The 13776-nt window shown below is 49.7% G+C and carries 13 protein-coding genes; 7 read left to right on the forward strand and 6 right to left on the reverse strand.

Annotation, left to right across the window (positions count from 1 at the left end; genetic code table 11):
- The first annotated feature begins 2 nt into the window (after positions 1 to 2).
- Positions 3 to 1169, forward strand: coding sequence for a hypothetical protein (locus tag Mcas_RS02200; RefSeq protein ID WP_156033023.1), 1167 nt, complete (start codon positions 3 to 5; stop codon positions 1167 to 1169).
- 96 nt (positions 1170 to 1265) lie between these two features.
- On the opposite strand, the gene Mcas_RS02205 is transcribed toward Mcas_RS02200, so the two are convergent.
- Positions 1266 to 2306, reverse strand: coding sequence for a multiheme c-type cytochrome (locus tag Mcas_RS02205; RefSeq protein ID WP_040333832.1), 1041 nt, complete (start codon positions 2304 to 2306; stop codon positions 1266 to 1268).
- Positions 2307 to 2501: 195 nt separating this feature from the next.
- Here Mcas_RS02205 and pseI point away from each other — a divergent pair, with 195 nt between their 5' ends.
- Entirely contained in the window at positions 2502 to 3605 is a 1104-nt protein-coding gene (pseI, locus tag Mcas_RS02210; RefSeq protein WP_200873612.1) for a pseudaminic acid synthase, read from the forward strand.
- Between the two features lie 200 nt (positions 3606 to 3805).
- Here the strand turns inward: pseI and Mcas_RS02215 are convergent, their stop codons facing one another.
- The 3 genes from Mcas_RS02215 to Mcas_RS02225 all read right to left on the reverse strand — a co-directional run bounded on the left by Mcas_RS02215 (position 3806) and on the right by Mcas_RS02225 (position 7895).
- Positions 3806 to 5335 carry a methyl-accepting chemotaxis protein gene (locus Mcas_RS02215; RefSeq protein WP_052566728.1) on the reverse strand — a complete coding sequence of 510 codons (1530 nt, stop codon included), beginning with the start codon at positions 5333 to 5335 and terminating at the stop codon, positions 3806 to 3808.
- A 288-nt stretch (positions 5336 to 5623) separates the two neighbouring features.
- Entirely contained in the window at positions 5624 to 6067 is a 444-nt protein-coding gene (locus Mcas_RS02220) for a hypothetical protein (protein ID WP_040333833.1), read from the reverse strand.
- A gap of 304 nt (positions 6068 to 6371) precedes the next feature.
- Entirely contained in the window at positions 6372 to 7895 is a 1524-nt protein-coding gene (locus Mcas_RS02225) for an ATP-binding response regulator (protein WP_052566729.1), read from the reverse strand.
- A 142-nt stretch (positions 7896 to 8037) separates the two neighbouring features.
- Here Mcas_RS02225 and Mcas_RS02230 point away from each other — a divergent pair, with 142 nt between their 5' ends.
- The 5 genes from Mcas_RS02230 to Mcas_RS02250 all read left to right on the forward strand — a co-directional run bounded on the left by Mcas_RS02230 (position 8038) and on the right by Mcas_RS02250 (position 11822).
- Positions 8038 to 9264 carry a disk-shape morphogenesis protein volactin gene (locus tag Mcas_RS02230; protein ID WP_156033025.1) on the forward strand — a complete coding sequence of 409 codons (1227 nt, stop codon included), beginning with the start codon at positions 8038 to 8040 and terminating at the stop codon, positions 9262 to 9264.
- 8 nt (positions 9265 to 9272) lie between these two features.
- Positions 9273 to 9779, forward strand: coding sequence for a hypothetical protein (locus tag Mcas_RS02235; RefSeq protein ID WP_040333834.1), 507 nt, complete (start codon positions 9273 to 9275; stop codon positions 9777 to 9779).
- Positions 9780 to 9816: 37 nt separating this feature from the next.
- Entirely contained in the window at positions 9817 to 10719 is a 903-nt protein-coding gene (locus Mcas_RS02240) for a nucleotide-binding protein (protein WP_040333835.1), read from the forward strand.
- Positions 10720 to 10926: 207 nt separating this feature from the next.
- Complete coding sequence (locus Mcas_RS02245; RefSeq protein WP_040333836.1) at positions 10927 to 11235, forward strand: hypothetical protein; 309 nt, start codon at positions 10927 to 10929, stop codon at positions 11233 to 11235.
- Positions 11190 to 11822, forward strand: a complete 633-nt coding sequence (locus tag Mcas_RS02250; RefSeq protein ID WP_156033028.1) for an RpnC/YadD family protein — start codon at positions 11190 to 11192, stop codon at positions 11820 to 11822. Before Mcas_RS02245 ends, Mcas_RS02250 begins: the two co-directional genes overlap by 46 nt.
- Before the next feature lie 52 nt (positions 11823 to 11874).
- Here Mcas_RS02250 and thiC read toward each other — a convergent pair whose 3' ends face one another.
- Both thiC and thiE read right to left on the reverse strand, forming a co-directional pair.
- The gene (gene thiC / locus Mcas_RS02255) at positions 11875 to 13158 is read right to left on the reverse strand and encodes a phosphomethylpyrimidine synthase ThiC (protein ID WP_040333838.1); all 1284 of its coding nucleotides are present in this window, start codon (positions 13156 to 13158) and stop codon (positions 11875 to 11877) included.
- Positions 13155 to 13772 (reverse strand): thiamine phosphate synthase, encoded by a 618-nt coding sequence (thiE, locus tag Mcas_RS02260; RefSeq protein WP_040333839.1) that lies wholly within the window; start codon positions 13770 to 13772, stop codon positions 13155 to 13157. The genes thiC and thiE overlap by 4 nt, the downstream gene beginning before the upstream one ends.
- Positions 13773 to 13776 lie beyond the last annotated feature (4 nt).

Below are 13776 nucleotides of genomic sequence, written 5' to 3' on the forward strand. Positions count from 1 at the left end.
AGTTGGAAACACTGTCTTTGATCGTCAAGCTCATAATAACGCCGGAGTTTGCGTTGTTCATCATGATGCTGTTGTTTCTTATGGTATTTCACAAGAAAAAACTGCTTACGGCAATTTCAGGGTTTATTCTTTTGTCGGCCATATATCTTTTTCGTCATGGGACAGGAGCGTACCTTCATCATTTAGCTCAACCTGGCGAATATCATCTGCTTTACAACCTGATGCTGCTATTGCCGGGGTTTGGACTGGTGGCATATTATTTTGAGGAGTCCGGCTTTGATGAGAGAATATCCGGGGTTATTCGTTCAGACAGGGTGCTTCTGTGGGTGGTGTTTTGTCTGTCTATAGTATTGGACAATATTGCAGCGGCAATGATAGGAGGGGTGTTGCTATTGGCGCGTTATGGAAAGGATGCCCCGTTTATCATGGTTGTCTCCGTAATTGCGGCATCCAATCTTGGCGGCTCTGGTTCTTTTGCCGGAGATACGACAACGGTTATGTTGTTTGTAAGCGGGGTATCTATCGTGACGCTTGCAAGGGCGTTTGTCGCCGCAATTGCCGCGCAGGTTGTGATTAACCTCTTTGCCTCCAGGCATGACTCTACCCCCATGCAAGCAGACAAGGACAATCTAAAGCCTTTGAGCCGGCGGATGTTTCTTCCAATGATGGCCGTACCGGGGCTTGCCTTGGGCAATATCGTGTTTGATCAGCCGGGGATTGGGCTATGGGTTGGTCTGACTTTAGGTGTTATCGCCGGACGTGTCAGATTCCATTGGAAACCAATAACACAGTCCCTTGAAAATACGTTTTTTCTTACCATACTTGTGGCAACGGCCAGTCTGCTTCCCCTGGTCAAAATACAACCCGTCCTGGCGAAATTCAGTAAGAATACCGTTGCTGTCATTTTGGGTCTTCTATCACCGTGGTTTGACAACATACCGTTGACAAAGATAGCTATGGATATTGGAGGGTTTGACTGGGGGTTATTGGCATATTGCGTCGGTTTTGGAGGCAGCGCCATGTGGTTTGGAAGCAGCGCCGGGGTAGCTATAGCCCTTAAGTTTCCTCAGGTATATGAGACAAGGAGGTGGTTCAAGCCATTCTTCATTGTTATGCTCGCTTACCTGGTCGGTATAGTCGTTTATTTGAGTGTGTTCAGTTTTTTTTAATAGAGTGGCTCTGATTCTTTACTATACGTTTGCAGGTTGCAGCAATAGGTGGGGGCAGAGCCTCGCCCCCTTTTTCTTAACGGGGGGAGGGTGTTTCTAATGAATTGTTTTAACAAACTTAGCTGCCCACTTTCTATCCTTGTTTTTATGACAATACAAACAAGCAAAATCTAATGTAACATATCCTCTGGCAAATAGTTTACCATCTTCCTCGTAGAACATTTTGGCGTTTTCATCCGTGTTAATTGTTACTAAATGTGTTCGAACATCTGCCTTAAACGGTCCCCTTACAACCGCAGATTCTATAGCCCATGGCATATGACAGTCTATACACGTTATACCCACCTGACCCATTGGAGTTTCTTTATATTTTTCAGCCTGAGATTTGTGACAAGAGGCACATTCCTTGATTATCCCCACCTTGGCTCGCTTATGGGAATTATGACATGTGGTGCAGGCAAGGTCTCTATGCGGACTTACCAGAAACTCCGAAAACTGTTCATGATGGCTGATAAATCCGTTTTTTGCCGGAATTTTGTCTTTATTTCCCCTAACATGGCATTTTCCGCAAAGTGCCGCTGAGGTGTCAACTACTATGTTTTTTTTGCTGCCATTCTTTATGTGTTCACCACCAGGTCCGTGACACGCCTCGCAATGAATCCCCGGCTGCGCCCATGTCCCTATCAACCCCTCTCGCCCTTCCTGATGACCTTCAGGATTATAAGCCGTCGTGTGACATGGGCCACAATCGTATGGCTTTTTTTTGCCTTTCTCATAATATACCCATGTCCCTGTTTCTATGTTGTACTGGGTCTTTAAGTCCGAGCCATCCTTGGCGGATGTAACAATATACCCATTAAGGTCAATGTATCTTACTTTCTTTTGTGCCCCACCTATTATATATGATATGTCATCCCAGGTATAACCTTCAGGAATTGGTATGTTACGTTGTCTGGCTTCTTCAGCCCTTGCTAATTTATAAGGGTGTCCTGAAGTGATGTGATCGTTATATTCTTTTGGGTGACATTTAAAACAGGCATACGCTCCAACATAACCTGCAGGTGACACGTTGGAAGGGGTAATCAGCATTAATAGGAAAATGGTAGCAAACAGGTATTTAAAAAACGGTCTTTCCACGGCATACCTCCTTAGACTCACAATAACTTATGTTTTTCCGACAACCATGTTGCCCTTCCTTTAAAGTTATCATAAAGATAAACAGGTTGTCAATCTATCGGATTGGGCATTGGGCCCCTGAGGTTACCCCTTTTGTTTACAGACTAAAATATGTTACCATGTTAAGTAGTAAAAGGACATAACGATAGAGATTACATGGAGGTTGTTGTTGATATGCCGGGAGGTTCTTTATCTGACGCCCTGACGATACAGGGCAGAAAGGTGGGAGCGGGAGAGCCTGTTTTTATTGTAGCCGAGGTATCGGCCAACCACCGGCAGAGTCTTGACGTTGCCCTCAGGACAATCGAGGCTGCTAAGGAAGCCGGTGCGGATGCCGTTAAGTTTCAGACCTACACGCCCGACACCATCACCATCGACTCGCAACAGGAATACTTCCAGATACGCCACGGCACCATATGGGATGGCAAGACCCTCTATCAGCTCTACGAGGAGGCATTTACGCCCTGGCAGTGGTACGGGCAACTCAGGGCCAGGGCACAGGACGTGGGACTGATCTGTTTTTCGTCGCCATTTGACAGGACGGCGGTGGACTTCCTGGAGGAAATGCAGACCCCGGCCTATAAGGTAGCCTCCTTTGAGATAACCGACATACCACTGATCCGGTACATGGCGTCAAAGGGCAGACCCGTTATAATATCAACCGGCATTGCAGAGCCGGCAGAGATAGAGGAGGCCATTGACGCCTGCAAGGGCGTAGGCAACCAGGACATCGCCCTCTTGAAGTGCTCAAGCATCTACCCGACGCCCTTTGAGGAGGTCAACCTCAGAGGGATTGCCTGGCTGCGGGAGCGTTTTGGGGTGATCGTTGGTCTGTCTGACCACTCAACCAGCATTGCCATCCCGGTGGCATCGGTGGTGCTGGGGGCGTGTATCGTGGAGAAGCACTTTACGTTGGGACGCCACCTGGGAGGGCCAGACAGCGGGTTTTCGCTTGAACCGCATGAGTTTCAGCAGATGGTGCTGGCCATCAGGCAGGTCGAAGCAGCCCTGGGTGACGGTAACTATCGCACCAGTAACAGGGTGCGACGCAACAGAGTACATGCCCGCTCGCTCTTTGTGGTGGCCGACATACAGGCTGGACAACCATTCACGGAGGAGAACGTCAGGTCTATACGACCAGGTAACGGACTGCATCCCAGGCACCTCAAAGACGTATTAGGCAAGCCGGCCGCAACGTTCATCGCCAGAGGCACCCCCTTGGGTTGGCAACTCGTTGAAGGAGGCGGAGGTGACTCGTGATAGCGGGTGCATATGGTAAGCTTTATTTTATGGTTCACAGGCATGGATTCCCGCTTTCGCGGGAATGACAGTAATAGGCATTTGTCATTCCTGTGTAAACAGGAATCCAGAAGCCTGCCCCTGGCTTTAACAGGGGTTGCAAAAACGTTATTGCCATGAAATATAAAGAGGATACGTTTATACCCCATGATGTTTTCTTTTTAATGAGTCAGTGCCTTTGTTTTTCCTATGCTTGCATTGCCGCACTTGAAAAAATTGATCGTAGTCTTTAGGATATCCGCCTGAGAGTTGAGTTCCTCGGAGGTGGATGCCAGTTCCTCTGCCGACTGGGCGTTTTGCTGGATCACCATGTCCAGTTGCTGGAGAGCCTTACTGATCTGTTCTGCACCCGTGTTTTGTTCGTTGTTGGCCGCGCTGATCTCCTGAATAAGTTCTGCCGTCTTTGATATGTCAGGGACAAGCTGTGTGAGCATCGTGGCGGTCTTCTCTGCGGTTGAGACGCTTGACTCCGACAACTGGGTTATCTCCACTGCGGCCTTCTGAGAGCGTTCTGCCAGCTTTCTCACCTCCGAGGCCACTACGGCAAACCCCTTGCCGTGCTCACCTGCCCGTGCCGCCTCTATTGCAGCGTTGAGCGCCAGGAGATTTGTCTGACCGGCTATGTCCTTTATGATTGATATCTTGTTGGTTATCTCTCTCATCAAATCAACAGTCGTTTTAACGGAGTTGCCGCTTTCTTTGGCATCGTGGGCGGCTTTTATGGCAATCTTTTCAGTATGCAGGGCATTTTCTGCGTTCTGCTTTATGTTTGAAGACATCTCTTGCATAGATGCCGATGTCTCCTCGATTGAGGCCGCCTGTTGCGTAGCTCCCTGCGAAAACGTCTGGGCGCTTGAGCTTATTACTCCACTGCCACTTGCTACAATATCGGAGGCCGCTCGTACATTAAGAATGACATCCGTCAGCTTTTCAGCCATGTGCTTCATTGCCGACAATAGTTGTCCCGTTTCATCCCTGGAGTCGGCATTTATACTCAGTGTCAGATCGCCATCGGCCAACTTGTTGGATACCTCAACGGCCTGCTTTAAGGGAAGCACTATACTGCGGGTGATCAATATGGCGATGACAATTCCGGCAAGTATAATAAGGCCAATTATTAACATCACGCCATACAGTGTAGTGTCGATAGTTGTCCCTATCCCGTGTGTCATATCCCTGGCCTCTTTCACCTGAGTGTCTCTGAACTGGCTAACCTTGTCGGTTAACTCCGAGGCAATCTTGTCAAAGCCCTCCATCAGCTTGTTTCCTTCTTCTATACCCTGTTTGATGTAGGTATCGGCCATCTTGTTGCCCAGTTCGTAGTAGCGTGAAAAGAGAGTCATTATCTCTTGAATTTCACTTATGGATTTCGTGTCATTCTCTGCCCTGTACATCCCCATGACCTTCTCTGCGTTTTCTTTAAATTTTGACGCTGCCTCGGCTGCCTCTTTATAACCGTCGGTATTGTGTGATGCTGCCACATCCTGTATAAACTGCTGCACCTGCACGACATCCAATACCATCTCATCGGCTATGAGGGCATATGGCAGACTCTCTTTTTCAATTTGCATGGCGTGTTGTTTGATATCCTTAAATGCAAAGAATACGCCACCACCCATGAGTAATATGAGCACTATGATTATCCCGAAACTGCCACCAATTCTGGTTCCAACCATTAAGTTCTTAAACATAATCTATCTAAAGTCCTCCTGTTAAAGAAATAGCTCTCTACACTCACCCCTCCCCTCCCCCCTAATGCTGTTGACTTAAGGAAACATAGTAACTGTCTGAACCAAGATTACACAGATTAAAAGATTTACAGGAAAAAAACACAAGCCTTCTTAACTTAATCCTGATAATCCCTTAATCCTTTTAAATCGTGGTTCAGACATCTTTATGCTTAAGTCAACAACATTACCCCTACCCCCTCCCATAAAGGGAGGGGAAACTAAAGCATATGTATACCGTATTGCCTTGTATTATTCTACCTTCCGAAGATCGGAGCCGCACTTGCACTTACCTGGCTTATCCGATACCGTATTGCATGTACAACCTGCGCCACAATTACACACGTAAAGCCCCTTGAGGCTTACCTTCTTGACAGGCTTACCGCAGGAACACTTTGTCGGATCGTTGGGGTCTATCTTGCAGGTGCAATCCTTGCCACAAGCGCATAGCACAGCCTCATTACCCTCGATCTTTAGCACGTGCATGGCGGCACTCTCATGATGTCCGCATGGACACTTACCAGGCTGCGCCAATGCCGCACCCTTGCAGTGACAATCCGCTCCACAGTCACACACGTACAGGATGCTGCCCTCATTGACCGAGGCACCTTCCTTTTTCTCCTGTGCCACAACAAAATTACCAAACACCGCTACTGCAACAAACACCGCCACTGCCATACCCAAGAGCCTTTTCATTAAAACCTCCATTGTTGATTTAATTTTCATGCTATCCATAGCATCCAGATTATAACATAACGGCAATAGAAACAGGTGACAAAAAAACTTTACTTTTTGGATAGCTTTTATCGCTACAAGGAAAGTGGGTATCCTCTTTATATTTCATGGTAACCATACTGTTACGCATCCTGGATTCCTGGTCAAGCCAGGAATGACACAATTGGAAAACGGCTGTAACTGTCATTCCTGCGAAAGCAGGAATCCATGTCTTTAAGCCATGAGTTAATTTTACCATGCTTTTTAAAGAGGATACGAATATCTCTTACTTAGGCAGACGGATAAAAAAACTGGTGCCTCTGCCTGGCTCTGACTTAAACGTGATCTCCCCCCCGTGCAACTTGACGATCCCGTGGCTGATTGACATCCCAAGCCCGGTGCTGGAGCCAAAGGGTTTGGTTGTAAAGAAAGGCTCAAACATCCTGTGGCGGTGCTTTTCTTCTATGCCCCGGCCCGTGTCTGTGAACTCTATTTCGACGAATTCTCTCTGCTCACACGCAACCTGCCTGGTTGTTATGTGCAACTGCCCCGTACCCTCCATGGCGTCGGCTGCATTGGTGAGGATGTTGATAAAGACCTCTTCGATCTGAGTTGCATCGGCCTTTATGTGACCTATCTCAGGGTCAAACGTAGTTGTTACGGAGACGCTGCCGAGGTTTGCACTCCTGAGGACCTTTCTCAGTGGCAGCCCGATGTCCTGGGGCGACTTGTGACGCTCCTGCAGCAGGTCGAGGATAAGTGCATTTACATCAACGTTGGTTATATTCGACGTTATCGTGGATGAAAACCGCAACAGTCCATTGACAACCCTCGAACACCTCTCCGAAGATTCCATGATCAGCTCAAGGTATTCCCTGTCCTCTGACTTGTCGGCAGATAAACGGTCTATCATCATCGACGTAAACATGATAATGCCCGTCAGCGGGGTGTTGATTTCGTGTGCAACGCCGGCAGCCATCCTGCCAATGGCCGCCAATCTTTCAGAGAGCCTCATCCGCTCCATTGCCTGCCTCTGCGGTGTGATGTCGCGCACCAACAGGATGACACCCACGACGTCTCCCGTGGCGTTGTCCCTGATTGGTGCCGCACTGCCCTCGATGTATACCCTGCCGCAGTTACCCGACAGCTTAGGTCTCAGCACACCGCTGACATAGGTTATGACCGCCCCGGTACGAAGCACCACTTCGGCAGGATTTTCCAGTTCTCTGTCAGAGTCCTCCGCCATGACGCCAAAGACATCTCTTACTGGCCTGTGCAGTGCAGCCTCGGCGCTCCAGCCCGTTAGTGATGTTGCATGGTGGTTGAGATATGTCACCAGCGTCCTGGTATCGGTTGTGATCACGGCATCGCATATGCTGTTAAACGTCGTTGCAAGCCAGGCCTGACTCTCCCTGAGCCTCTGTTCGGCCTTATGCTTGTACAGGGCGATGTCCACGGCTATTTGCAACTCCCGCTCCTTAAACGGCTTGATCAGATACCCAAACGGTTCGGCCAGTTTGGCACGCTCAATGGTCTTTTTATCCGAAAACGCCGTGAGAAATACAAACGGAATATGCAGGCGTGAATATATATGCGTGGCGGCCTCAATCCCGTCCATTTCGCCGTCAAGTTTGATGTCCATGAGGACGAGATCGGGTCTGAGTTCGGTAGCCCTGGCAATTGCCTTAACTGCCGTTGACACGATCCCGACGACCTCATAACCCATCTCCTGCAGACGTATCTCTATGTCATTGGCAATGACCCATTCGTCCTCTGCGATCAGTATTGTTGTCTTTGGAATGTTATTCATATTTGCCACGATCTCTAGTATACAATTTTGTCGCTCAGAAATATATAGCAGGGCTGATTACAAATTTGTCAGAGTTAAGTTATAATTAGACTAAAAAAAATATTTATACAACATATAGCAAAAATCAGGAGGACACGTAACAATGGCAGACGAATTCAGCAAGTACAAGGATGAGGTGGAACTGTTAAGAAGCCGTATCCTAGAGATGGAACAACGCAAACAGACAGAAGAAAAGGTCATCGCCGAAGACAGACCCCAGGTACAGTCCGCCCCCGTGCAGCGCGATGCATGGGCAGCAGATACCCCACCCCCTGCCCCACCCCAACAACGTACAGCGGCACCCGAACCGGCAAGACAAATATCCACGGAGGCAGAGAGTCCCAAGGGACCGGTAGGGCTTGACCTTGGCACCAGCAACATCGTCATGGCCCAGAACAAGGGAACCGACCTGCACATAGCAAAGCAGTTAAACGCATTTTTCCCTGTCATACAATCCAAGTTTACCAAAAAGATTTTGACGCAGAACAATGTCCTGTTTTTTGAGAAAAACAAGCTGTACTATATCATAGGTTACTCTGCGGAGAACTTTGCGAACATGTTCAACGAAAACACCCGCAGACCAATGGAAAAGGGCCTGCTGAGTTCCAGGGAAGACGACGGCATAACGATCATCCAGGCGATAATAAACACGCTTGTCAAGAAACCAAAGAATTTTGGTGAGTATATATGTTTCAGTATCCCCGGGATTCCCGTGGATAACCCTACGTTTGTGGCCGGCTATGAGTCGATCATCAAGATGTACCTTGGCGGGCTTGGTTACACGCCAATTTCCATCAACGAGGCACTTGCCATTGTGATGGAAGAGCTTGTCAATGACAACTTCACGGGGATCGGAATAAGCATGGGCGGTGGCATGTGTAACGTGTGTCTGTCCTACCTGTCGGTACCCGTCATTACCTTTAGCATACAGAAGGGCGGAGACTATATAGATGCGATGGTCAGCCGCGAAGTGGGCGAGCCGGCAACCAAGATAAAGGTGACCAAGGAGGAGGCGCTCGATCTGTCAGTCCTCCCCAAGAACAGGATAGAAACCGCACTGCACGTCTACTACCTGGACCTGATCAACACGCTGGTTGATACCCTCAGGGGTGTGATTTCATCTTCGGACAATATACCCAAGATATCGGCGCCGATTCCGATAGTCTTAAGCGGAGGCACGGCCATGCCCAAGGGGTTTAAGGAGAAATTTGACGAAACCCTTAGAAGAAGCAACATGCCCATAGACATATCCGAGGTAAGGATAGCGCGTGACCCTCTGAATACCACGGCAAAGGGTGCCCTGAAAATGGCCATGACCGTGGAGTCATAACCCCTGCAATGGCCGAAGACGTCTGCATATTCTCTGCCAATGCCATCAGGGCACAGGTGATACTTCATGCCTTGCAGCAGGCAGGGATATCTGCCGTCTTATCAGCCAACAAACCCATGAACTACAAGCTCTCAATATATGCCAACAACCCCCCCGGGCATCCCGGAGCGGTAAATACCAATGGCTTTACCCGCACGATCTTACCCGGGATTGTGATCATTGACGCCTACAGCTATACACGCGCAGAGCTGAAGGCCTTTAAAGAAGCTGCCTCAGACATCTTTGCACGGATGCACGCAGTTGTCCTGAAGGCTCCCCACGACAACACGGACTTTGAGGTTCAATGCAGAAGCATGAATTTTTGTGCATCAGTCCCCATTGACCCTGACCTCATTGTTGCAAAGGTGAAGGCGCTTATGGCCTCAAAAGATGCGGCAGATGCACGACCGTCGTCTGCCGCCAAGGATGACGATAAGCTCTTGAATGACTTGCGCGGCTTTCTCAACCTGAAATGATATTGTCGCTATGGAGACACACACCGGGAGGGCATGAGTGGACAAACAGGTCATAGCCATCGTTGGTCCCAAAGGGGGAGTAGGCAAGAGTACGATAGCGGCAAATCTTGCAGCCACCCTGGCAATGATGAACAAGAAGGTCATAGCGGTTGACCTCGACCTTAGCGGGGCAAACCTGCATACCTTTTTTGGTATCAAGGACACCGTGTCGCTGGACGACTTCATACTGAAGAAGGTGCCAGGTCTGTCATCGATACTCATAGACTCTGGCGTCAAAAACTTGCAGGTTGTCTGCGGCGTATCCAACATCCCCGGTGTGAGCAACATGTCCGAGCATCAGGAGATGAGGTTGGTCAGAGAGGTGCTGAGGCTCAATGCCGATGTCATACTGCTTGACCTTGCGGCCGGTTCATCGAACAGCGTGGTGGATTTTCTGTTTTTTGCCAACAAGGGACTCCTCATAACGACTACGGAGGTCAACTCGCTGCTAAAGATATACAGTTTTATAAAGACCTCGATGTACAAAAAGCTCCTGTTTTACTTCAAGGCAAAGGGGACGTCCGAACTTGTCAGGTTCATTGAGAATGCGCTGGACTTTGAAAATCACCCTCAAATAGCGACCATGGATGACCTCTTCAATCAAGCGGGAGCGATAAACGCCCAGGTTACGGAATCGGCGCGGGTGTTTATCGCCACCTACAACCCCCTTCTGGTGCTAAACCGGGTACATGCGCCCCAGGAGGCCGCCACCGTTGGCAGTGCCATAAAGGGCATTACCCGCAAGTTCCTCAATATCAACTGTGACGTTATCATGTCCATATCGGAAGACAGCGATATACGTAGATCGCTTGCGCACACTGCCCCGCTGGTGACTTACAATGCAGCCTCCACGTTTTCCAGAGAGATTAAGCAGCTTGCCATGAAACTCTGCACCGGATAAGTCCGCAAGAAAAAGAAAGGGGCGGCTCCGCCCCCTTCAGAACCCCCCGCAAGGGGACCAGTCCCCTTGACCCCATCTTGCGCAACCTTGATTTTTAAACATAAGGTAAACTCTTAACAATTCGTAAAATTCTCTGATGCGATTGCCTTGGGTTTGTCAAGGATTTTTTGTCTGCAGTTTTTAGTCTCCGTATAGTATAATATAGTTATGGATACACTGGCAGGGCAAGGGAGTTACGACAAGCTCATGAAGGAGCTTCTTGAAAAGATCGAGCGCCCCCTGATAGAGAAAGTATTGGGGATCAAGGCCGATAAGGTCAGCAAGCTCAACGTCGTGACGCAGTTGACGGACGAGCGGGAGGCGGATTTTGTCATCAAGGTGGAAAACCGTGATGAACCGTTCTTTATCGCACACGCCGAAATTCAGAGTACAAATGATCCCCCAAGAAGCTTAAAAATACGCTCAAGAGAATGCTGCGGTACTTTGTCCATCTCTATTCGGTGCACGAGGTCATAATAAAGCAGTACGTTGTCTTCATCGGCAAGGACAAGATGGCTATGAACAACGCCCTGGATATGCCCGGCGTCCACTACGAATACAATCTGATTGATATCAGAAGTATCCCCTGCGAGCGGTTTTTATACTCCAGAGTGCCTAATGAGATAGTTCTTTCCGTATTGTGTAACAGAGGGGATCGCGATGAGCGATCATTTGCGAAGGAGATATTAAGGGAGCTGCTGGTAAACGTCATAGGAGGCCTGGACCTGTCGATGTATATAAAGGAAACAGAGGTCTTTTCAAAGTTGAGGGACATGAAACAGATCAGAATAGAGGAGGTGGATAAAATGCCGATAGTATACGACTTGGAGACGGATATAAGATTCATGCAAGGAGTGCAGAAGGGTATAGAAAATGGCCGGGTAGAAGGCCGGGTAGAAGGTATGCATAATATGATTGAGACTTTGTTGAGGAGAAAATTTGGCGAAAGAGGTTTAGCCCTTATGCCAAAGATCAGAATGTATAAAGATGAGTCGAGGCTCTATGCAATAACTGATGCGTTGATAACTGCAGAGGACATCAGGGAGATTGAAGGGCTGCTCTAAAGAAGCAGAGAGGGCAAATCGCCCTGCCCTCCCCCCTTCTCTCTTTTCTTTTTTAACCGTAGAGGGCACGCTGCACGGTCTTGATGGCACATAAATCCGCACACATACTGCATACCTCCGACTGTGCAGGCGGCATGTGAGAGCGCATGGCACGAACCTTGTCGGGATTAAAGGACAGGGATATCTGCCCTTCCCAATCGAGCTTTTTCCTGTAGCGCGCCATCTGCCTGTCCCTGTCTATGGCTGACTGTATGCCCTTGGAAATATCCGCTGCATGGGCCGCTATCTTGGACGCTATAACACCCTCAATAACATCGTCAATATCCGGGAGCCGGACGTGCTCCGAGGGGGTAACGTAACAAAGGAAATCCGCCCCTGCTGCCCCGGCTATGGCCCCTCCGATGGCCGAAGTTATGTGGTCGTAGCCAACGCCTACGTCCGTCACCAACGGCCCCAGGACGTAAAACGGTGCCCCGCTGCACAACGACTTCTGCAGCTTGATGTTCATCTCCACCTGATGCAGCGGAACGTGTCCGGGACCCTCGATAATGCTCTGAACTCCGTGTTCCAACGCCGTCTTTTGCAACTTGCCAAGCGTGATAAGCTCCTGCACCTGTGCCCTGTCCGTGGCATCGGCCAGACAGCCCGGACGCAGACCATCACCAAGACTCAGGGTGAGGTCGTATCTCTTGGCCAGCTCCAAGAGCCGGTCGTACTGCTCATAGAGCGGATTTTCCCTGTTGTTGTAGACCATCCACTCAAGCAGCAGCGACCCACCGCGACTTACGATATCCAGCTCACGTCTCTGTGCCTTGAGGTGCTCTATGGCGCTGAGTGTCAGTCCACAGTGGACGGTGACAAAGTCCACGCCCTCCTTAGCCTGCAACTCTATGACGTCAAAGAGGTCATCGGCAGTCATCTTAAAGATGTTGCCATGTCGCTCGATGGTGGCAACGGCGGCCTCGTATATGGGCACCGTGCCAATGGAGACGGGGGATTTTTCGGTGAGACTCCGGCGCAGCTCCCTGATTGGTCCGCCGGTTGAGAGGTCCATCACCGCATCCGAGCCGTACTTTACCAACATGGCGAGCTTGACCAGTTCCTCTTCCACTGATACGTGGTCCTTGGACGTGCCGATGTTGGCATTTATCTTTGTGGTCATCCCCTTGCCAATCCCCAGCGGCTTGATGTTGCGGAGCGTGTTTCTGGATACCACGGTGTAACCATTGGCTATATCGGCTGAGACTGTCTCTGGTGATAGTCCTTCGGCAATTGCTACCTGTCTGATCTCTTCGGTTATTATACCCTTGCGGGCCTCATCTATTCTCGTAATCATAGTGACTCCAAATATTTTTTTGTCGCATCAAAGACACTATCACCTGACAGTATCCCAGAAATGACGGCAATGCCGTCAGCCCCGCTCCCCATAACATCCCCAACGTTGTCCACCTTGATCCCTCCGATGGCAAACACGGGAACCTTGACCTTTTTCCTGACCTTCTGAAGCGTCTCTATTCCCACGGGGGCGCCGTACATCAGCTTGGAGGGCGTTTCGTAAACCGGCCCCAGCGTTATAAAATCGGCCCCCTTCCTGGCCGCCTCCGTTGCCTCATCCAGGCTGTGGGTTGACTGACCTATTAGCACATTCTCCCCCACCAGCCCACGCACCACCGGGATCGGCATACTGCTCTGCCCCAGGTGAACGCCATCGGCCCCCACCAGGAGCGCCACGTCAACCCTGTCGTTGATAAACAGTTTGGCGCCATACCTGGCTGACAGTTCCCTGAGTTTCGTTGCAAGGGCCAACACCTCCCTGCCGGTCATGTCCTTTTCCCGCAGTTGCACGGCCTTAAGTCCCGCCCTGAACGCCTCCTCAACGGCCTCCTCAAGCGGGACTTTGGCAGTCTTCCTGTCCGTGATCAGGTACAGCCTGAAATCAATCGTCTGCATGATT

The organism is Candidatus Magnetobacterium casense (genome assembly GCF_000714715.1).
GTDB lineage: Bacteria > Nitrospirota > Thermodesulfovibrionia > Thermodesulfovibrionales > Magnetobacteriaceae > Magnetobacterium > Magnetobacterium casense.

What these genes read in the sequence shown, in the direction of transcription:
- pseI (WP_200873612.1), top strand. Translation starts at nt 2,502, where the DNA reads ATGGAGGTTGTTGTTGATATGCCGGGAGGTTCTTTATCTGACGCCCTG.
- Mcas_RS02215 (WP_052566728.1), bottom strand. Translation starts at nt 5,335, where the DNA reads ATGTTTAAGAACTTAATGGTTGGAACCAGAATTGGTGGCAGTTTCGGG.
- Mcas_RS02220 (WP_040333833.1), bottom strand. Translation starts at nt 6,067, where the DNA reads ATGAAAAGGCTCTTGGGTATGGCAGTGGCGGTGTTTGTTGCAGTAGCG.
- Mcas_RS02225 (WP_052566729.1), bottom strand. Translation starts at nt 7,895, where the DNA reads ATGAATAACATTCCAAAGACAACAATACTGATCGCAGAGGACGAATGG.
- Mcas_RS02230 (WP_156033025.1), top strand. Translation starts at nt 8,038, where the DNA reads ATGGCAGACGAATTCAGCAAGTACAAGGATGAGGTGGAACTGTTAAGA.
- Mcas_RS02235 (WP_040333834.1), top strand. Translation starts at nt 9,273, where the DNA reads ATGGCCGAAGACGTCTGCATATTCTCTGCCAATGCCATCAGGGCACAG.
- Mcas_RS02245 (WP_040333836.1), top strand. Translation starts at nt 10,927, where the DNA reads ATGGATACACTGGCAGGGCAAGGGAGTTACGACAAGCTCATGAAGGAG.
- Mcas_RS02250 (WP_156033028.1), top strand. Translation starts at nt 11,190, where the DNA reads ATGCTGCGGTACTTTGTCCATCTCTATTCGGTGCACGAGGTCATAATA.
- thiC (WP_040333838.1), bottom strand. Translation starts at nt 13,158, where the DNA reads ATGATTACGAGAATAGATGAGGCCCGCAAGGGTATAATAACCGAAGAG.
- thiE (WP_040333839.1), bottom strand. Translation starts at nt 13,772, where the DNA reads ATGCAGACGATTGATTTCAGGCTGTACCTGATCACGGACAGGAAGACT.